Here is a 20,517-nt window from a genome sequence, read left to right on the forward strand (position 1 = left end):
TTATTGTTCAAGGGGTTTAGTGCAATTTGTCCTGATAAATGAAGGGTGGTGAGCGCAATTCCTTGATCAATTACTGCGGAGTATCCCGCATTTTCCTGTTTGTTCGTTACAGACAATGACTTAACATAGCTATTACTTTTTGGCATGGTTTATGGATATACGATGCGTCACTTAGCTGTCATTCTTTCCTCACTCATTTTGCTTTCCGCCTGTAGCAGCAAACCGACGCCTCCTGTTGCTGCGACGCCGTCAGATAGCCTGACTCGCAGCGGTTTTTTACTTGAACCTCAGCATATGGGCCACGTGCCAAACGGTGATTTTGCCTATAATGCAGATACCGCCCGCTTTGTTGACAAGATGGTGCGTGAGCATGGCTTTGAACGTCAGCAACTCCATGATGTATTGGCACAAACTAAAAAACTGGATTTTGTTATCCGCTTGATGGATAAGCAAGCGCCGACCTCTGGCCGCCCCTCAGGGCCAAATGGTGCCTGGAACCGCTATCGCAGCCAATTTATTACTCCGGGTAATGTGCAGAATGGTGTGAATTTCTGGAATCAATATGAAGATGCCCTGCAACGCGCTTATGAGGTCTACGGGGTTCCACCAGAAATTATCGTCGGCATTATCGGTGTTGAAACTCGCTGGGGCAGAGTGATGGGTAAGACCCGTATCATTGATGCGCTGGCAACACTTTCCTTTGCTTATCCACGCCGTGCCGAGTATTTCTCCGGCGAGCTGGAAACCTTTTTGCTGATGGCGCGGGCCGAGGGCAATGACCCGCTCAGTTTACGCGGCTCTTATGCCGGTGCCATGGGTTATGGCCAATTTATGCCTTCGTCATTCAAAGATTATGCTGTTGATTTTGATGGTAATGGTCATATCAATTTGTGGGATCCGGTGGATGCTATCGGCAGTGTGGCGAATTACTTTAAAGCACACGGCTGGACCAAAGGGGCGGTGGTCGCAGTACCAGCAAACGGGCAAGCGCCGAATCTCGACAATGGCTTTAAGACCAAATATCCGGTCTCGACTTTATCTGCCGCAGGGCTAAGTCCAACGGGTTCGCTGGGGGATTCTCAGGAAGCCAGCTTGCTACGCCTGGATGTCGGCACCGGTTATCAATATTGGTATGGTTTGCCCAACTTCTACACTATCACTCGCTACAACCACAGCACCCATTACGCCATGGCCGTGTGGCAGTTGGGTGAGGCGGTAGGCCGGTCGCGCCGGGGTTAATACCCGTCATCTTTCAAGTTGCAGGTGTGTTGGCTGCTCTCGATAACCCAAATCACTTACTGATGTAAGTTCATCGGGATTAATGAGCCTCATCCCTGAGGCTCACCCTGCGGCATGAAATCTATAGGGTATATATTGCTGACAAGGGAAGGGCCACATTAAGTGGCCCTTTTCACTAATCCATCAGATGGGAAATATCATCCGGATGAACTGATGGCGGGGACTGACGCCAGCCGCGAGTGAGCCAAAGCAGGTAAATAAAGCCCGCCAGCAACCACAGCAGGCCCACTTCCAGCGCGCGCTGTTCAAGGTGAACCCACAGCCAGACTGACATCACAAACCCCATCATTGGCAACAGCCCGTATTTAAACATGGCTGAAGCGCCGCGCCGTTTCTCATTGAAAATAAAGTGTTTTATGACACTCAAATTCACAAAAGTGAACGCGCCGAGCGCACCAAAGCTTATCATCGACACCACTAAATTCAGGTCAAGGAACAGCGCCAGCAGCGAGATGGTCGCCACGAATAAAATAGCGCGCCAGGGTGTATGGAACTTGCGATGCAGATGGAAAAATACTTTGCGCGGCAACACACCTTCGCGCCCCATGGCATAGAAAATACGCGACACGCTAGTTTGTGCGGTCATCGCCGAAGCATAAACGCCGGTCAGGTAAGTGGCCATAAAGAAGTTATACATCCACTTCCCGCCGACATGCTCGGAGATAATCAGGCTGGCGGTGTCCTGATAAGGAATTAATGATTTCCAGTCTGGATAAGCCAAGTGTGCAGCATAAGACACCGCAATAAAGATGGCACCGGCGCTTATCACCGTGAACAGAATGGCGCGGGGCAGGGTGCGCTTAGCATCGTGGGCTTCTTCTGCCATGGTGGCAATGGCATCAAAACCGAGGAATGCCAGACAAAGCACCGCAGCGCCGGATAATAAGCCCGACATATCACCAGCATTGACCAGTAGTGGCTTCATTAATGCCACTGGGCTTAAATCCGCCTGACTGAAAGAAAGTGCAATAAATAAGACGATAAAAACCATCTGTGCGGCGATCAGCGAGAAATTCACTGAGGTAAGCAGACGCACACCCAGAATATTCAGCAGGCTGACACTGACGATAGACGCAATAATAAAGACCGGAGCAGGGATCGCCGGGAATGCCTCGTGCAAGAAAATGCCTAAAACCAAATAGTTAAGGATTGGCAGGAACAGATAATCCAAAATTTGCGCCCAACCCACCAGAAAACCGGTTTTTCCACCAAAACTACGCTGAACGTAAGAATAGGCGGAACCTGATAGCGGCATGGCGCTAGTCATCCGGCAATAACTGAGGGCGGTAAATAGAATGGTGGCGACGGTAACCAGGTAGGCAATGGGTAAATGCCCCTGACTTAATACAGTCACCTGTCCGTAGGTCGTAAATACGCCCAAAGGCACCATATAGGCAAGCCCGAAAGCGACCAGCGCGGGGGTTTTAAGCACTCTGCGCAACTGAATATTTTGTGGCATTACCGTATCATCTCCTGGTGTGGACAAGCACCGCTAAGCTGTATTTCACAGCTTTAAAATATAAAGGAGCGGATTCTGACACAAGAGATACAGGTTTGAAAGCCAATACCTTTCCGACTTGATATTGCCGCGTTATTCGCCAGATTGATGAATTAGACTATTAAAAGGAATTGCTGCTGATTTTGGCCTGTTTATCCCCCGAATCACCAAATTACACCAGTGGTTCGGGGGCTAATGCTTATTTATCCGGCCAGATAAACCACTTTACCGCCGATTAAGGTGGATTCTACCTGAGTTTGATAAATCACCTCTGGTGACTGCTCAAACAGGTTATTTTTCAGAATGATAATGTCGGCGAATTTGCCCGTTTCCAGTGAACCAATATATTGCTCCTTGGCAATCATATAAGCCGCATCAATGGTCGCCGAGCGCAATGTCTCAATCAGGGTTAAGTCGCGGTCATTATCCAGCCGAGGGCCGGCAGGATTGCCGTCAAGATGCCATGCACGGCGGGTCATCCCCACTTGCAGATTGTACCATTCATCCAAGCGGTCAATCGGCCAGTCACTACCATAAGCAATACGCGCCCCGGCATCGAGGAAACGTGCCGCTGGCTCCATATGTTGGAAACGGGCTTCGCCCAGCATCTCGCGCTCTTCATCAATCAGCACCCCCGGCAAGCCGCCCCACTGGAAAGAGAGCACCGCAGTGGCCCCTAATTTGGCGAAACGGTCATACTGATGGGGAGCCACCAGCTCATTGTGAGCAAGCCCCGGCCGAATATCTTTGCCCGGCAAGGCGGCGCGCATCTGTTCCACTGCGTCCAGCACCATTTCGATTGCGCCATCACCCACCGTGTGAGTGTGCGGATGAAGACCGGCGCGGGCACATTCCAGAATCACCGCATTGACCACCGGCGCGGTAAAATAGAGGTCGCCATAGTGCTCAGTTGGCTGCCAGTCTGGGTTTTCGGCCGTGCCGTGATTGGCACGATAAGGTTCGAGCAGGGCGGCGGTCATGGTCGGCGGCTGTAATACGCCGTCAATAAACAGTTTCAAGTGATCAACAGCAAATCCCGGTGCCGGTGTCCACTCATCACTCCCCCATAGGCGGCCAAATTCCACTACTTCCTGCACCACGCGCGCGGCATCTTCCGGCCCTTGTAGGCTATCTGGCGTGACTTCTTTGGCCCCCAAAACCCGCAAAGTCAGCTCATTGCGTTGATATAATTGATGGAAGGCGACTAATTGCTCGGAAAATACACGCGTATCCATCACTGTTGTGACGCCCTGAGCATTCAAAACTTGCTGCACATGGGCGGCAATCTGCACATTTTTTTCTGGCGTAGCAGAAGGAATGCTGTCAAAAGCGCGCATGGCGGGCGCATCTTCCAAAATACCGGTGAGTTTTCCGTTCGCATCACGGGCTATTTTGCCGTCCGGCGGGATGGGGGTGTTTTCGTCAATTCCCAGCAACTCAAGCGCGCGGCTATTCGCCGCCAGTGTATGGCAGTCATTTGAGAATAAAGCCACCGGGCGACGAGTATTGAGTGAATCGAGGGCGGCTCGGCTCATATCGGCCCCGACCGGCGTCATAGCTTGGCGTTGCCAGGCGCGGACGGTTAGCCAGTCATTTTCGCCCTTAAACGGGTCACTATCGAGATGTTGCTGGATGATATCCAACGTCTGCTCAACACTCAGTGCCGCATAATTAAGATTACAACCAATCAGCTGCTTACCGCCCCAAAAGGGGTGCATATGGCTATCGATAAGGCCAGGCATCATAAACTTACCCGCCAGATCGATAAGTTGAGTTTTCGGGGAAGAGAACTGGGGGATCAGTTCGTCACCGCCAGTCGCCAGAATATAGCCCTGGCCCAGTGCGATAGCGCTGCAAACCTGGTTATTGGCATCAGCCGTGTAAATCGTGCCGTTATAATAGATAACATCGGCGACAGTAGATTGTTGAGTCATAGTTGGCTCTCAATAATCCCTTTCTTCCTTGATGTTGCAGCAGTTTTCACCATCGTGCTACAACGCCAATGACGTTGGGAATGGGTGGATATATAACCAGCATGGCCGGTGTCTCGAGTCAAACCTGTGATAAGAGACCGGCTGAGGCTGGTGTTAAGTTAAGTGTTTTGGAGTAACTCAGTTTTTATCATGACCGTCAGATGGCGCAGGATCTCGGCTTCGGAAAAACCTAATTCGGTTAATTGTGTCAATCCATCCAGACCACAGACCAGCCCAATCAAGCGCCATGCGATATCACTGGCATTGATATCAGAGCGGAATTCATTATTGGCTATTCCTGCATTAATCACTTCGACGGTGGCCTGATGCCAATCCGACATTGAGGTAGCGCAGGCCGCCTTAATCAAGTCATCGCGCTCGGCGAGTATCGAGATTTCATTCCATAACCGGGTTTCGCGTTTGCCGGCTTCATCTTGCGGATAGCCCAATACCAAGAGCACTCGCTCGTGGGCAGGTAAGTTTTGGCTGTCTAGCGCAAAAGCGGCCAAAGATTGTTTCACTAATAATAGAAAAGCATCAGCCCGCAGCCGCGAAACGGACGAAAAGTGATGATGCACTTGCCCGATAGCCACCCCCGCTTCACTAGCGACACGGCGCACGGTAGTGGCGGCCATCCCCTCGGTGATTGCAACACGCATCGCTGCTTGCAAAATGGTGTTGTGCCGCTCTTCACGATTCAAATAGGCCAAAGAGATTCCTTTATCTGACTCATTAGTGTTTTCATCATTATGTGATGAATTGGACGTTAGTTCAACTTTCCGCTATTATTATAAAATTGAACAGGTGTTCAACTTTATTTATTTGTATTCAACTTTATTTATTTGAGTGTTTGTATGTCTAAAAAGTGGATGATTTTCTACGTTATTATTCTGATGTATCTCCCTGTTTCTATTGATGCAACAGTGCTCCATGTGGCTGCCCCGCGGCTGGGGATCGCCTTGGCGGCCACCGGTAGTGAGTTACTGTGGATTATTGATATTTACTCATTGGTGATGGCCTGTTTATTACTCCCGATGGGGGCGCTGGGTGACCGCATCGGTTTTAAACGCCTGGCTTTACTGGGATCGGTATTGTTTGGTTTGGCTTCTTTGGCGGCGGCTTTGGCACCTTCGGTGGCAGCGTTAATTGCTGCGCGCGCCTTTTTGGCGATTGGTGCGGCAATGATTCTGCCCGCCACTTTATCTGCGGTGCGCCATATCTTTACCGATGAACGCGAAAGGGCTTTGGCGCTAGGGATTTGGGTCGCTATCGGCACCATGGGCGCGGCGATGGGGCCGTTAGTCGGCGGGCTATTAATGGAATACTTTTATTGGGGCTCAGTTTTCCTGATCAATATTCCCATTGTTATTGTGGTAGTCATTGCCACATTGGTGGTTATTCCTCATCAGCCAATGCGCACCGAACAGACGTGGAAATTAGCCCCTGCATTGGTATTGGTGACCGCGATCCTGATGTTGGTTTATGCCGCCAAAACCGGGCTGCGCGGTAACGGCGATCCGCTGATGACGTCACTGGCGGCATTGGTGGGCGGCGTGATGTTATTTGCTTTTGTACGCCATCAATTATCGGCATCCGCTCCAATGATCGATTTTCGGCTGATAAGTCAGCGAGTTATCGCCGTGGGTATGGTCATGGCGATGACGGCGATGATAACGCTGGTGGGGTTTGAATTACTTCTGACTCAAGAATTGCAATTTGTGTTAGGAAAAACTCCACTTGAAGCGGGGATATTTTTGCTGCCGCTGATGATAGCCAGCGGGGTAAGTGGGCCGCTATCGGGCTGGTTAGTGGCTAAACTGGGGCTGCGCACCGTCGCCAGTGCCGGTATTGCATTGAGTTCATTGAGTTTTCTGGGATTGGCTTGGACAGATTTTGCCACGCAGGTTTATCTGGCATGGGGGTGGATGATATTGCTCGGTTTCAGTATTGAAGCTTCTCTATTGGCTTCCACTGCGGCAATCATGAGTGCCGCCCCCCCTGAAAAAGCCGGTGCGGCGGGTGCGGTCGAGGGCATGGCCTATGAATTGGGTGCCGGGCTGGGGGTGGCAATCTTTGGTTTGATGCTATCGCGGGCCTATACCGCCTCCATTGTGCTACCAGAGGATTTGCCGCTGAGTTTAGTCGAGCAGGCCAGAGCCTCCATTAGCGAAACTATTCAGGTGGTAAATAACCTTGGTGGCTATGAAGCTCTGCTCAATAGTGCGAAGCTTGCTTTCTCCGCTTCGCACAGTTTGGTCTTGGGCACCGCCAGCATTTTGTTGATTCTGCTTGCCGTTATTGTGTGGTTCGCCATGCCGGGGCAGCGCGTGTCGCAGTGGGAAAAAGCTCCGCGTGACAACGCCACAAATTAGCCGCCAGAGGTTAAATTCTCAGTAAATAAATAGTCCTTACTCTTTAGCCATTACACTGAGTAAAGTGTGTGATATACCTACTTAAGGTAGCGGTGTGAGTTTTGATAGCTGGATAGTTTTTATAGCTAAATAGTTTTTATAGCTAAATAGTATCAAAACCGTATTCCAATAAAGAGTAAGGCTTTTTCTATGACCGCGCGGCTTTTCACAACACAACTCGATATCGACAGCTCAGCTCAACCTGTCCGGGTCTCTATTAAAGGGGATTGGGTGCTGGCGCATTACCGTGATTTAGAACCGGTCGTGGCGCAATTTCGCACTAATCCGCCCCCATCAGTGGTCTTTGATCTCAACCAATTGGGCGCTTTGGACACTGCGGGTGCCACCTTATTAGCCTTGCTGCTGGGAGAGGGGCGCATCAGCCATCTGCGTGAACTGGCCCCTAAGTTGCCAGAAGAACGCCGCATTTTGTTGGAAACAGTGAGCCGTGTTTTGCCGGATTTAGCCGCCGAACCATCAGAAAAATCGCCGTCATTTTGGCTTGAGTTATTGGCGAATACCGGCCGGTCGGTGGACAATTTATGGCAAGATATCAAATCGTTGCTGGGTTTTGTCGGCCTGACACTTGAGGCCTTATTTAGCACTATTTTCCGGCCCTCACGCTGGCGCATGACTTCGCTGATTGCCAATATTCAACAAATTGGCCTGAATGCAGTTCCCATCATTATGCTGCTGACTTTTCTGGTCGGGGCGGTTATTGCTTTTCTCGGGGCCACGGTATTAACCACTTTTGGTGCGGGTATTTTCACCGTCGATTTAGTGGTGTTTTCTTTTCTGCGCGAGTTTGCCGTGCTGCTCACCGCCATTTTGATGGCAGGGCGTACCGCCAGCGCCTTTACGGCTGAAATCGGGCTGATGAAAGCCAATGAAGAAATCGACGCCATCCAAACTCTGGGGTTAAATCCGGTGGAGTTATTGGTGTTGCCGCGAGTGTTGGCGCTGTTGATTTCACTACCGATGTTGACCTTTATTGGCATGGTTTGCGGCATTTTTGGCGGCATGGTGGTTTGCGCTTTAGCACTCGATATTTCCCCCACCATGTTCCTCTCGATTATGCAAAACAGTAATGGATTGCAGCATTTTCTGGTGGGGATAAGCAAAGCGCCCATTTTCGCCTTCCTGATTGCGATTATTGGTTGTCTTGAAGGGTTCAAAGTCACTGGCAGTGCTGAGTCTGTCGGGGTGCACACCACCACCAGTGTGGTGCATTCTATCTTTGTGGTGATTTTGCTTGATGCCGTCGCAGCGCTATTTTTCATGGAGATGGGATGGTGAGCCAAATAACCCAAGACCCAATCATTCAAATTCGTAATCTGGTTAACAGCTTTGGCCCACAGTGTGTGCATCAAGATCTCAATCTTGATGTGCAGCGCGGCGAAGTTCTTGGTGTTGTTGGCGGGTCAGGCACCGGTAAGTCGGTGTTGTTGCGCAGTATTGTCGGGCTACGCCGCCCAACCGCCGGGCAGATTCATGTATTTGGCCAGGATTTAATGACATTATCGGGCTTGGCCCGTTCCCAGGTTGAGCGCCGATTTGGTGTATTATTTCAACGCGGCGCATTATTTAGCTCTTTGACGGTGACGGAAAACGTGGCCTTGCCACTCATCGAAAATGCGGGCTTGCCGCGTGGCGAGGCCGAGCGGTTAGCGCAAGTTAAGTTGGCATTGGCGGGGTTACCGCCGGGGGCCGGCAGTAAATATCCCGCTTCACTGTCGGGCGGGATGGTCAAACGCGTTGCTTTGGCCCGCGCGTTGGCATTAGACCCGGATATTCTATTTCTCGATGAGCCGACGGCGGGCCTTGATCCTATTGGTGCAGCGGCGTTTGACAGTTTGATCCGCACCTTGCGCGATGCACTCAATTTGACGGTATTTCTGGTCACTCACGACCTGGATACGCTCTATACCCTGTGTGACCGCGTGGCCGTGTTGTCACAAAAGAAAGTGTTGGTGGTGGATACCTTGGATAATGTGGCTGCAACTGATGATGATTGGATTCAAGCGTATTTTCATGGCCCACGTGGGCGAGCTGCTTATCAGGCGGCGGCAGCGATTAATAGCGAAGAGAGGTTGTAAATGGAAACCCGTGCTCACCATGTTGTCATTGGTTTGTTCACTCTCATTGTGGTCAGCGCCGCACTGTTATTCTGCCTATGGCTGACCAACGCCGGTTCTAATCGCCAGTTCAAGCTATACGATATCGTCTTCAATGAGCCGGTGAGCGGGCTGTCTCAGGGCAGCATCGTGCAATACAGTGGCATTCGGGTGGGCGAAGTAATTCAGTTGCGTTTGGACAGCGAAAACCCCAATAAGGTTTGGGCGCGTATTCGTGTGTCTGCTTCGACGCCTATCCGCGAAGATACTCAAGCCCGGCTGACAGTTGCAGGAATCACTGGCACCTCAAATATTCAATTTAGTAGCAGTACCCCGTCAAGCCCGCTATTGGAGGGTAAAGATGGCGAAATTCCTGTCATTATCGCCACCCCGTCACCGATGAGCCAATTGCTGGCTAATGGTGAGAATTTCATGAGTAACGCCAATGAAGTGCTGATGCGGTTGAACCAACTACTGGCACCTGATAATCAAAAGCGACTTATCACCACGTTGGATAATCTCGCGCTTGTCACCCAGACTGTCGCTGATCAACGCCAAGATATTCGCACCATGCTGCAACAGTTAGCGCAAGCCAGCAAACAGGCCAATGAGACATTGACACAAACCAACCGCTTACTGCGCAATGCCAATGGCTTGATGGACGGGCAGGGCAAACAACTGGTTAATGATGCCGCTAAGACCATGGCATCATTGCAAAATACCAGCATTATCCTTAATAAATTGGTCAGTGAAAATCAAACTTCACTCAATAATGGTATGCAAGGGATGAATGAATTGGGGCCAGCTGTTGATGAATTACGCAGAACATTAGCGACATTGCGAGCTGCCGTTTCCCGTTTGGAAGAAAACCCTGCGGCTCTGCTGCGTGGTCGTGAAAGAACACAGGAGTTTACGCCTCGATGATATCTCTGAAGATAATGCGCTTTGCGGGCCGCCGCATCGGGCTGTTGATGTTATCCACGCTGGCGATGTTACTGTCAGCTTGCACTATTTTACCGACTGCGCCGATATCCCAGGTTTATCTGCTGCCGGTACCCCCAGCGGCAAATGCACCGCGCGCGCAGACAGTGAATTGGTCACTGCGGGTTTCACAACCGGCGACCAACCAGTTTATTAATAGCTCGCGTATTGCTGTTCAGCCCGAGGGGCAGGAAATTGCAGTCTACAAAAATTCGCGTTGGACTGATCCCGCGCCTATTTTGGTGCGTAATCGCCTGATTCAAGAATTCCGCACTGATGGCCGAATTCCCGCCGTCAGCAGTGATGATGATAGTCTTCAAGCTGATGTGGAGTTGAGTGGCGACTTATCGGCATTTCAGGGCGTGTATCAAGCGGGTAACAGTGAAGTATTGATCCGTTTTGATGCCCGGCTGGTGAGGATTTCAGATCGCAGAATTATGGCGACTCGCCATTTTGAAGTTCGCCAGCCTATTAACGGTGCGCAGATGAATGAAGTGGTGGCGGCCTTTGGCTTGGCAAGTGATCAGTTGGCCTCACAGGTATTGAACTGGACACTGCAACAGTCTCCTCAGTAATTGTCTTCTCAGTTAAAGGGTTATCTTCATCTCAAATATACCCTAAATAATTCGAGTCGCAGGAAGGCGGCAAGAGAGTAAATCCCCAGGAGCTTACACAAGTAAGTGACTGGGGTGAACGAAGGTAGCCAACGCACATGCAGCTTGAAGTATGACGGATATATGTCAGGTTAAGTAAAGTCCGACAGTTATATTGACTGACTAATGATCATCTGTTGCAAAATAACTGACCGCAGTTACAAAAATATATCTTATGTCAAATAAGTGTTGATTTTATATTTAATAATGTTTGACTATTGCTCTATGAATTGAGCAAAAGGGAATCATTATGCTTTGGAAAAATACCAAGGAGCAGTTTGGTCGCATCACTATTAGTGTCCACTGGCTGGTGGCATTAACAGTATATTCACTGTTTGCGCTTGGTTTATGGATGGTGACTTTAGGCTACTACGATGGCTGGTATCATCAGGCGCCAGAGATACATAAAAGTATTGGCTGTATATTATTTGCTGTAATGTTATTTAGGGTCATCTGGCGCTTTATTTCGCCACCCCCAAAGCCATTATTAAGTTATAGCCGATTTACACGCGTTAGCGCGTTATTAGCGCATCTGGTTTTATATATTGTTTTATTTTGTATTATGTTTAGTGGTTATTTAATCTCGACGGCTGATGGGCAACCAATCAATGTGTTTGGCTGGTTTGCTGTTCCTGCCACATTAACGGGTTTACCTGATCAAGCTGATACCGCTGGTACTGTACATCTTTATCTGGCCTGGGCTGTTGTAGTGCTTTCACTATTACATGGACTCGCCGCAATTAAACACCATGTTATTGATGGTGATATTACCCTCAAACGGATGCTGGGACGTAGCACCGATTAACCAACTGTATTATGGAGAATTAAGCATGTTTAATAAGACCCTCTTGGGCCTGACTGTAGGCGCACTGATGTTTACCGCAGGTAGCGCTGTAGCCGCCGAATATAAATTTGATAAAGAAGGTCAACACGCCTTTATTGAGTTTCGGATTAAACACTTAGGCTATAGCTGGTTATATGGCAGTTTTAATGATTTCGATGGGTCTTTCACTTTTGATGAGAAAGATCCTGCGGCTGATAAAGTCAATGTGGTGATCAACACTAATAGCGTTGATACCAATCATGCTGAGCGTGATAAACATCTGCGCAGTAAAGAATTCCTGAATGTCAGTAAATTCCCACAGGCGACATTTGAGTCTACCGAAGTGAAGAAAAATGCCGAAGGTTATACTGTGGTTGGTAATCTGACATTAAATGGCGTCACTAAACCAGTGACCTTGGAAAGTAAACTAACTGGGCAGGGTAATGACCCATGGGGCGGTTATCGTGCCGGTTTTGAAGCTAATGGTAATATTAAACTGAAAGACTTTAATATCACCACTGACTTAGGCCCAGCTTCACAGGAAGTTGAACTTATTCTGTCAGTCGAAGGTGTTCGGGTTAAATAACCTTTGTTGCTTTATTTGAAGGAGCCTTTGGCTCCTTTTTTATTGCTCATGTTATAGTCAATAATCGCTATTTTATTTTGGGTGAGTTAAAAAAAGGCCCTTTATTGACAGAATCTCTGATGAGTAATTCAGATTGGAATATATTTTCATTTGATAAATATCCGCCATCTAGCATGGATATCAGCCGATTAATGACTTCATTTATCATGCCACTGACGGGGTCTTTAATACTGGATAATGGCGGGAGCAGGAAAGGTGCAATAGGAATATTATCAAACCCAATGATGGAAATATCCTCAGGGACTTTTAAACCGGCTTCATTTAATTTCTTCATCGCCCCAATGGCCATATCATCATTACTGGCGATAATTGCGCTGAAAGGTAACTGACTGGTTAATAAAGACTCAATCGCCGTTGCACCACTTGCTGGTGTCCATTTGCCTTGCACGATAAGTTTATCTTGAACTGGCAGCGAAAATTCAGTTAATGCTGCTTTATATCCAGAAAGCCGCTCAATGGCAGTAGGTGAATCAAGTGAACCCGTAATAAAGGCGATATCATGATGACCTTGGTCAATAAGATATTTAGTTGCATTATAGCTCGAGCCTTTATGATCACAGAAAATGCAATGGCTATGATTTTTTCGCAGTTTTCTGTTAACCACCATAATCGGCTGTTTATATTTATCAATAATCAGATCCATAGCATCAACAGTTAAAAAACGGGGATAAATGATTATGGCATCACAGCGTAAATCGAGGAGAAATTGAATGGCATCTTGTTCTTCTTCCGCACTGTGTTTCCCATCAACCAGTACCAACTGACGGCCATTATTTTCTAATTTTTGCGCTGCCTGAGACAGTATTTCATTAAAGTAACTGCCGTTATACAGGGTATTGGTTACCACTAATCCGATGCATTCGGACTTGTTTGTCGCCAGATTTCTCGCCAGTAAATTTGGCCGATATCCAGTCTCTTCAATCGCTTTAAAAACCTGATTTTTAGTTGCATCACTGACATAGCCTTTGCCCGACAAAACCCGCGAAACAGTGGCTTTTGAAACACCGGCTTTCTTTGCCACTTCTTGCATTGTAGACATAGGCCCTTCCTGACACGTTGAAATTATTGTCATTCTATACTCTTCGCCCTTGAAATTGCAGAAGAGTTAGCGGCATTCGTGACTTGGCCGTCGCTGCGAACCATACCCGTTTGCAAGATTCTGATATCGATCACCATCACAGAATTAAAATAGAATAAATTCATCTATTGAATTTTACCTCATATTTTAAGATTCTCATGTGGAACCGGTTACCTATGTGTCAGGGAATGGCTAGTGACAACACCTTTCCGGTCAATGAATAATGTATAACTATATGAATTTAATGGCTAACTGTGGATTTGTGGCGATGGGGAGTTTTATCTCAGCACAGAAAGGACACTTAGCTCGGCGCGTGCCATTACGGGGAGTTGTTACTCATGTCAAAAAATTATGCCGCAGTATCACAGCAAATCGTTGATGCTATTGGTGGGGCCAATAATATCGGGGCTGTGACTCATTGTATGACGCGTTTACGCTTTGTACTCAATGATGCAAGTGCGGTTGATTTGGCTAAGTTGAAGGCTATAACCGGTGTGCTGGGTGTAGTACATAGTGAGAATCAGTGCCAGGTTATCATTGGCAATAATGTGAGCTATGCCTTTGCTGAAGTGATGAAACTGCTCCCGGAAGGCGCATTACCGGCAAACGCGCTGCCCCAGAAGAATAAAATCACCTTAAAGCGAATAGGGGCAGGGATACTGGATGCATTGATTGGCACCATGTCACCTTTGATTCCTGCCATCATCGGCGGCTCCATGGTGAAACTGCTGGCGATGATACTGGATATGACCGGCATCTTTGAGAAAGGCTCATCAACTCTCATTATTCTCAATGTCATTGGTGATGGTGCTTTCTTCTTCCTGCCAGTGATGGTGGCGGCTTCTGCGGCGATAAAATTCAAAACCAATATGTCGCTGGCTATCGCTATTGCCGGGGTATTGGTTCATCCAGCCTTTATTGATTTAATGGCAAAAGCCGCGCAAGGCCAACATGTTGAATTTATGGGCGTAACTGTCACTGCGGTGAAGTATACCTATACGGTTATCCCGGCACTTTGTATGACTTGGTTGCTGTCTTATATTGAGCGATGGGTTGACCACATCACTCCTGCAGTGACTAAAAACTTCCTTAAACCGATGCTGATCGTGCTGATTTCAGCGCCTATTGCCATTATGTTTATTGGGCCATTGGGAATATGGATTGGTAGCGGCATTTCTTCTTTGGTCTATACCGTTCATGATTATCTGGGTTGGCTCTCTGTGGCGATTATGGGCGCGCTCTGGCCATTATTGGTTATGACGGGTATGCACCGTGTTTTTACGCCAACCATTATTCAGACCATTGCCGAGACAGGGAAAGAGGGCATGGTGATGCCATCGGAAATTGGTGCAAATCTGTCATTGGGCGGCTCATCTCTGGCGGTTGCCTGGCGCACCAAAAATCCGGAGTTGCGGCAAACGGCGTTGGCCGCCGCAGCTTCAGCGATTGTAGCGGGTATCTCTGAACCGGCACTTTATGGAGTGGCATTGCGGCTCAAACGCCCATTAATCGCCAGCCTTATCAGTGGATTTATCTGTGGCGCGGTGGCCGGAATTGGCGGGTTAGCTAGCCATTCCATGGCTTCGCCTGGGTTATTTACCAGTGTTCAGTTCTTCGATCCGGCTAATCCAATGAGTATTGTATGGGTGTTTGGCGTCATGGTTCTGGCGATAGTTATCTCTTTCGTCACGACACTTTTACTGGGATTTGAAGATATTCCTGTTGAAGACAGTGTAGGTGGCAGCGCCGATTCTACTGACCCTGCTGTTTCGCACAGTGCAGTAAAAATTAACTAAATGAAGAGGTATTGAATGTCAGTATCAACATTTCCCGACGGTTTCTTATGGGGCGGCGCATTAGCCGCAAACCAGGCCGAAGGTGCTTGTTTTGAAGGTGGAAAAGGGCTGACGACGGTAGATATGATCCCTCATGGGCCACACCGTTTGGCCGTAAAATTAGGGCAGGAAAAGCGTTTTACCTTAAGAGATGATGAGTTTTATCCAAGCCATCAGGCAATTGATTTTTATCATCGCTATAAAGAGGATATCGCATTAATGGCGGAAATGGGATTTACCGTATTCCGTACATCTATAGCATGGAGCCGGATTTACCCTAATGGTGATGAAATGGCACCTAACGCCGAGGGTATTGCTTTTTACCGCGACCTCTTTAATGAATGTAAAAAGTACAATATTGAGCCGCTGGTAACACTATGTCACTTTGATGTTCCCATGCATCTGGTGACGGAATATGGCTCGTGGCGTAACCGAAAAATGGTTAAATTTTTCACCGACTATGCCCGAACATGCTTTGAAGCTTTCGATGGTTTGGTGAAGTATTGGCTCACATTTAACGAAATTAATATTCTTCTCCATAGCCCATTCTCTGGGGCGGGATTAGTGTTTGAGCCGAATGAGAATCAGGAACAAGTCAAATACCAAGCCGCCCATCACGAACTGCTCGCCAGCGCATTAGCGACCAAAATTGCTCATGAGGTCAATCCTGAAAATCAGGTAGGTTGCATGCTGGCAGGAGGGAACTTTTACCCACGAACCTGTAAACCCGAAGATGTTTGGGCGGCGCTGGAAAAAGACCGCGAAAATCTATTTTTCATTGATGTGCAAGCCCGTGGAGCTTATCCCGCTTACACAAAACGCCTTTTCAGGGAGAAAGGTATTTCAATTACCACACAAGAGGGGGATGACGATATTCTTAAACATACAGTAGATTTCGTCTCCTTCAGCTATTACGCCTCGCGCTGTGCTTCGGCGGATATGAATGAACATAACAGCAGCGCCGCTAATATTGTTAAATCCTTGAAAAATCCCCATATTCAGGTCAGTGAATGGGGGTGGGGAATTGATCCTTTAGGGTTACGCATCACCATGAATATGATGTATGACCGCTACCAGAAGCCACTTTTCTTAGTTGAAAATGGGCTGGGTGCTAAAGATGAAATTAACCCGCAGGGTGAAATTGAAGACGATTACCGTATTAGTTATTTACGTGAACATATTAAAGCCATGGGTGAGGCCATTGATGATGGTATTCCGGTCATCGGATATACCTCATGGGGATGTATTGATCTGGTTTCCGCCTCTACCGGGGAAATGAGCAAACGCTATGGTTTTATCTATGTTGATCGCGATGATTTGGGAAAGGGTTCCTTAGCACGTAAGAAAAAGAAATCTTTCTATTGGTATAAAAAAGTTATTGCCAGTAATGGTGCTGATTTGAGTTAAATAATTCGCCGGGAATGACGTCTATGACTTATATTCCCGGCAATGCATTTTATTCGAATACAGCAGTATTTTTATTATTAGTTTTTGATGTGTTACTCGCTACGATCGCGTGTCGAGCCTTTCTTCAAGTTGATCATAAAATCCATAAATGCAGTTCGCAATGGGGTAAATATCGGGTGTTTACGATTCTCCATCATAGTTTCCGAAAACAGCTTCAGACCTAATGCAAATGCGGCTGTTTTCTCTTTACCAAAGTCTAAGTCTTCGCGCGCCTGTAACCGCTCGATGATGCCGAGGATCTCATCGTGATTCTCGGCTTCGAATGTTACCGGGGCTTTATCTATGGCTTCACCTTTGCGATCAGTCAGTGGCTCAATGGTGATCCTATAGCGATATCCCGGCATTAGTTTTTCTCCGCTTCTTGAGTCTCTGCCGCCTTGGGTTCTAACTCTTTTTCAATGGTTTCTACTGCCGTCAATAATGCTGCATTAATATGCTCAACCTGTTGTGGCGTCACATCTGAGCGCATCATACTGCTGCGTAGAATGTGGCGTAAACGGTGCATGGCCTCAGAAATCCCTTCAGCCAAGTTTCCCTCTGGGCGGCGATTTACCTGCGCCAGTCGTGAAAAAATAACATCAACCATCTGTTGGTTTTGCTGCAATTCAGCTTTCCCAGCATCCGTGATTTGGTAGCTTTTACGCCCATTGCCAGTTGCAATTGGGGTAACAAAATCCTGTTCTTCTAACAGAGTCAGAGTGGGATAGATAACACCTGGGCTTGGAACATATAATCCTGAGGATGCCTCTTCGATAGCTTTAATCAGTTCGTAGCCATGGCAGGGCTTTTTATCAAGTAGTGCTAGCAGGACAACCCGCAAATCACCATGTTCAAACAGGCGATGCATTTTTTCGCCACGCCCACGTCTGCCGCCTCTTGCGGCTTCGGTTGTTTCTGCTGCCATAGAGTGGCGACCGCCGCGATGCATTCTTTCGTTGCGATGGTGCTGCCCTTCATGGTGTTCTCCACCACAATGATGACCACGTTTTGAAAAACCAAACATAATGAATCTCCTTTAGATATATCGAAACAATTTCGATATATCTAATTTATATCGATATATCGAAATTGGCAAGAGGAGGATGTGAAAAAGATATATCTAAATGCGTTTTTTATCAGAATAACTGGAGGGGATTGTAAAATTGGGGGGGATGGGACGGTGCGATGGAGCAGAACCATGACACAATTTTTCAGTCGCCATTCCGTTTTAGACTAAAACTGAGAGTAATGATCGATTGAATCATCAAGAATTGTCTCTATTTTTATGGGTTTTAATAAAACCTTGAGTACAATTTTTCTGGTTAGTATAAAATTAAATTTTTCTTTTGCGGTCATTTGCAGATAGATATAGGTATTTCGACGATATTAGGATTGTCGTTTTCAATTAACACAAAAGGACTCTTGGATGTTTAAAAAACTTTTCTTTCTTACTCTGTTATGTGCGGTATCCGCTACAAGTTTCGCTGCCGAACCTGTTCGCCCTGAAGTTGCTGATTCTGTTAAGGCCTGGCAAGGCAATGAAGGTATTGAAGTTTGGACATTGCGTTATGGCCCTCGCTCTGAAAATAAGGCATTAGTACAGATAACAAATGCCGACCATGATTGGGATAAGAAAATTCAAATTATGGATGTTGAGAAGAAAGACGAGCGCAGTGACTATAGTGTCAATGTTAATGGGAAGAAAATTGTAGTTTTGATCATTAATAACAATAATTTAGGGAAATTATATTTACCTGGCGAGAAAGGCGACCATCCTATTATGTATAGTGAATTGCTTTCTAATGAGGGCAATGCGCAATATTTCCTGAGTGATTTTCTCAAGCAGGAAACTAAGCCGCAATCATAGGCGGTGCTAGCAAATCCCCTTGCTCCGCAGAACCGCACTGGGCAAGGGGAAAACAGCTGGTTAAGCTATTAGCTTTTCTTCACAAACTCAGATTTCAGCTTCATTGGGCCAAATCCATCAATTTTACAATCGATATTGTGGTCACCTTCAACCAGACGGATGCTTTTCACTTTGGTTCCGATTTTCAGGGTTGAAGAGCTGCCTTTTACTTTTAGGTCTTTAACAACAGTTACCGCATCACCGTCAGCCAGTAAATTACCATTGGCATCACGCACCACCAGGCCTTCATCGGCTGCTGCAGAATCGCTATTTTCCGACCACTCATGACCACATTCTGGGCAATTTAATTTTTCCCCTTCCTGCCATGTATATTCAGAACTACACTTCGGACAGTTTGGTAAACCCATCACGCTAACCTCTTGAAATTAAAATTAATAAATATAAAAAAGTGACAAATAACAGGCTATTGTATTGATATTCACCTGTTCTACACATTTTATCACATTAAAGGATAGGTTTGTCATTGTCCCTATGCGGATAGCCAAGGAATAACGTCATGCTGTTCAGAATACGCATGACCTGAACGCCCAAAATCCCAGCCTTGGCTTCACGGAGCATACAGATGATCTGTTTTTACTTAACTGATGAGTGTCATTGACCCATGACAAGGCAGTCGGGGTGGCTCCACTTTATAATCAAGGCCATTTATTTTCTCAGTGGTATGAAAGTATGGCTTATCAACTTAACCTTAATTGGCCCGAGTTTTTAGAGAAATATTGGCAAAAACAGCCAGTTGTATTAAAAAATGCCTTCCCGAATTTTGTCGATCCGATTACGCCGGACGAGTTGGCGGGCTTAGCAATGGAAGCTGAGGTAGATAGCCGTCTGGTCAGCCATACAAATGGCCAGTGGCAGGCGAGTAATGGGCCATTTGAGCACTTTGATAATCTAGGTGAAACCAACTGGTCACTGTTGGCTCAGGCGGTTAACCACTGGCATGCCCCCTCAGCTGAATTAGTTCGGCCGTTTCGTGTGCTGCCAGATTGGCGTTTAGACGACTTGATGATCTCCTTTTCTGTCCCTGGTGGCGGAGTTGGGCCGCATATTGATCAATATGATGTGTTCATTATCCAAGGGATGGGCAGCCGCCGTTGGCGGGTTGGCGATAAGCTACCGTTAAAGCAGTTTTGCCCACATCCGGCACTGCTGCATGTTGAGTCATTCACCCCCATTATTGATGAAGATTTAGCGCCGGGCGATATTTTATATATTCCACCGGGCTTCCCACACGATGGTTTCACTCACGAAACGGCGTTTAACTACTCGGTGGGTTTTCGCGGGCCAAATGGGCGGGATTTAATCAGCAGTTTTGCTGACTATGCGCTGGAAAACGATCTTGGTAATGAGCATTACAGCGACCCTGATTTAACCTGTCGAGAACATCCAGGCCGGGTTGAAGAATATGAACTCGACCGCCTGCGTGGGATGATGATCGAGATGATTAATCAACCAGAAGACTTTAAGCAATGGTTTGGCCGCTTTGCAACGACACCGCGCCATGAGTTGGACATTGCTCCGGCGGAGCCGCCTTACGAGCCGAAAGAGATTGTCGACGCCCTGACGGATGGTGAAGCCTTGACTCGCCTTAGTGGGCTGCGGGTTCTACAAGTGGGCGACAGTTTCTTTATCAATAGTGAGCGGTTGGAAATCTGTGACTCTACAGCCGCTGATGCGCTGTGTCGCTATACTATTCTCGGCAAGGAAGAGCTGGGTGAGGCACTCCGTAATCCGGCTTTCATTGCGGAGTTAACTGAGTTGGTTAATCAGGGATACTGGTTCTTCAACGAATAATTATATTTTTAATAGCGGTTTTCGAAAGCGTATATTATGAGC

19 protein-coding genes are annotated in these 20,517 nt (G+C 47.4%); 12 read left to right on the forward strand and 7 right to left on the reverse strand.

Going from position 1 to position 20,517, the window contains the following annotated elements; all coding sequences use genetic code 11:
• The first annotated feature begins 162 nt into the window (after window positions 1–162).
• On the forward strand, window positions 163–1,239 hold the full coding sequence (mltB, locus tag OP863_RS06075) for a lytic murein transglycosylase B (RefSeq protein ID WP_186368348.1): 1,077 nt from the start codon (window positions 163–165) through the stop codon (window positions 1,237–1,239).
• 175 nt (window positions 1,240–1,414) lie between these two features.
• On the opposite strand, the gene OP863_RS06080 is transcribed toward mltB, so the two are convergent.
• The 3 genes from OP863_RS06080 to OP863_RS06090 all read right to left on the reverse strand — a co-directional run bounded on the left by OP863_RS06080 (window position 1,415) and on the right by OP863_RS06090 (window position 5,480).
• Window positions 1,415–2,758, reverse strand: coding sequence for an APC family permease (locus OP863_RS06080; RefSeq protein ID WP_145589782.1), 1,344 nt, complete (start codon window positions 2,756–2,758; stop codon window positions 1,415–1,417).
• Between the two features lie 242 nt (window positions 2,759–3,000).
• Window positions 3,001–4,731 (reverse strand): amidohydrolase, encoded by a 1,731-nt coding sequence (locus OP863_RS06085; protein WP_145589781.1) that lies wholly within the window; start codon window positions 4,729–4,731, stop codon window positions 3,001–3,003.
• A gap of 158 nt (window positions 4,732–4,889) precedes the next feature.
• Entirely contained in the window at window positions 4,890–5,480 is a 591-nt protein-coding gene (locus tag OP863_RS06090; RefSeq protein WP_265525980.1) for a TetR family transcriptional regulator, read from the reverse strand.
• A gap of 144 nt (window positions 5,481–5,624) precedes the next feature.
• Between OP863_RS06090 and OP863_RS06095 the strand changes: the two genes are divergently transcribed.
• From OP863_RS06095 to OP863_RS06125, 7 genes are all read left to right on the forward strand, one after another.
• Window positions 5,625–7,142, forward strand: a complete 1,518-nt coding sequence (locus OP863_RS06095; RefSeq protein ID WP_145589780.1) for a SmvA family efflux MFS transporter — start codon at window positions 5,625–5,627, stop codon at window positions 7,140–7,142.
• A gap of 189 nt (window positions 7,143–7,331) precedes the next feature.
• Window positions 7,332–8,477, forward strand: a complete 1,146-nt coding sequence (locus OP863_RS06100; protein ID WP_265525981.1) for an MlaE family ABC transporter permease — start codon at window positions 7,332–7,334, stop codon at window positions 8,475–8,477.
• Window positions 8,471–9,277 (forward strand): ABC transporter ATP-binding protein, encoded by an 807-nt coding sequence (locus OP863_RS06105; RefSeq protein WP_038634858.1) that lies wholly within the window; start codon window positions 8,471–8,473, stop codon window positions 9,275–9,277. The genes OP863_RS06100 and OP863_RS06105 overlap by 7 nt, the downstream gene beginning before the upstream one ends.
• Window positions 9,278–10,219, forward strand: a complete 942-nt coding sequence (locus OP863_RS06110) for an MlaD family protein (RefSeq protein WP_145589779.1) — start codon at window positions 9,278–9,280, stop codon at window positions 10,217–10,219. It abuts the gene before it with no gap.
• A complete protein-coding gene (locus tag OP863_RS06115; RefSeq protein WP_038634852.1) occupies window positions 10,216–10,851 on the forward strand; it encodes an ABC-type transport auxiliary lipoprotein family protein in 636 nt (211 codons plus the stop codon). The genes OP863_RS06110 and OP863_RS06115 overlap by 4 nt, the downstream gene beginning before the upstream one ends.
• 328 nt (window positions 10,852–11,179) lie before the next feature.
• Window positions 11,180–11,734, forward strand: a complete 555-nt coding sequence (locus tag OP863_RS06120; protein ID WP_145589777.1) for a cytochrome b — start codon at window positions 11,180–11,182, stop codon at window positions 11,732–11,734.
• Window positions 11,735–11,759: 25 nt separating this feature from the next.
• Window positions 11,760–12,338 carry a YceI family protein gene (locus tag OP863_RS06125; RefSeq protein WP_038634846.1) on the forward strand — a complete coding sequence of 193 codons (579 nt, stop codon included), beginning with the start codon at window positions 11,760–11,762 and terminating at the stop codon, window positions 12,336–12,338.
• 67 nt (window positions 12,339–12,405) lie between these two features.
• On the opposite strand, the gene OP863_RS06130 is transcribed toward OP863_RS06125, so the two are convergent.
• Window positions 12,406–13,437, reverse strand: coding sequence for a LacI family DNA-binding transcriptional regulator (locus OP863_RS06130; protein ID WP_038634843.1), 1,032 nt, complete (start codon window positions 13,435–13,437; stop codon window positions 12,406–12,408).
• 377 nt (window positions 13,438–13,814) lie between these two features.
• Here OP863_RS06130 and ascF point away from each other — a divergent pair, with 377 nt between their 5' ends.
• Both ascF and OP863_RS06140 read left to right on the forward strand, forming a co-directional pair.
• Window positions 13,815–15,272, forward strand: coding sequence for a PTS cellobiose/arbutin/salicin transporter subunit IIBC (gene ascF / locus OP863_RS06135; RefSeq protein ID WP_038634840.1), 1,458 nt, complete (start codon window positions 13,815–13,817; stop codon window positions 15,270–15,272).
• A gap of 15 nt (window positions 15,273–15,287) precedes the next feature.
• Window positions 15,288–16,718, forward strand: coding sequence for a 6-phospho-beta-glucosidase (locus tag OP863_RS06140; RefSeq protein WP_265525982.1), 1,431 nt, complete (start codon window positions 15,288–15,290; stop codon window positions 16,716–16,718).
• Between the two features lie 92 nt (window positions 16,719–16,810).
• Here OP863_RS06140 and OP863_RS06145 read toward each other — a convergent pair whose 3' ends face one another.
• Window positions 16,811–17,122, reverse strand: coding sequence for a DUF3861 domain-containing protein (locus tag OP863_RS06145; RefSeq protein ID WP_145589775.1), 312 nt, complete (start codon window positions 17,120–17,122; stop codon window positions 16,811–16,813).
• Window positions 17,122–17,781 (reverse strand): PadR family transcriptional regulator, encoded by a 660-nt coding sequence (locus tag OP863_RS06150; protein WP_145589774.1) that lies wholly within the window; start codon window positions 17,779–17,781, stop codon window positions 17,122–17,124. Before OP863_RS06150 ends, OP863_RS06145 begins: the two co-directional genes overlap by 1 nt.
• 402 nt (window positions 17,782–18,183) lie before the next feature.
• Here OP863_RS06150 and OP863_RS06155 point away from each other — a divergent pair, with 402 nt between their 5' ends.
• Window positions 18,184–18,624, forward strand: a complete 441-nt coding sequence (locus OP863_RS06155) for a hypothetical protein (protein WP_145589773.1) — start codon at window positions 18,184–18,186, stop codon at window positions 18,622–18,624.
• A 68-nt stretch (window positions 18,625–18,692) separates the two neighbouring features.
• On the opposite strand, the gene OP863_RS06160 is transcribed toward OP863_RS06155, so the two are convergent.
• Window positions 18,693–19,034, reverse strand: a complete 342-nt coding sequence (locus OP863_RS06160; RefSeq protein ID WP_162472775.1) for a zinc ribbon domain-containing protein YjdM — start codon at window positions 19,032–19,034, stop codon at window positions 18,693–18,695.
• Between the two features lie 319 nt (window positions 19,035–19,353).
• On the opposite strand from OP863_RS06160, the gene OP863_RS06165 reads away from it, so the two are divergent.
• Complete coding sequence (locus tag OP863_RS06165) at window positions 19,354–20,475, forward strand: cupin domain-containing protein (RefSeq protein WP_145591847.1); 1,122 nt, start codon at window positions 19,354–19,356, stop codon at window positions 20,473–20,475.
• The last annotated feature ends 42 nt before the right edge of the window (window positions 20,476–20,517 follow it).

This window comes from Yersinia sp. SCPM-O-B-9106 (C-191) (assembly GCF_026183365.1).
Classification (GTDB): Bacteria; Pseudomonadota; Gammaproteobacteria; order Enterobacterales; family Enterobacteriaceae; genus Yersinia; species Yersinia rochesterensis.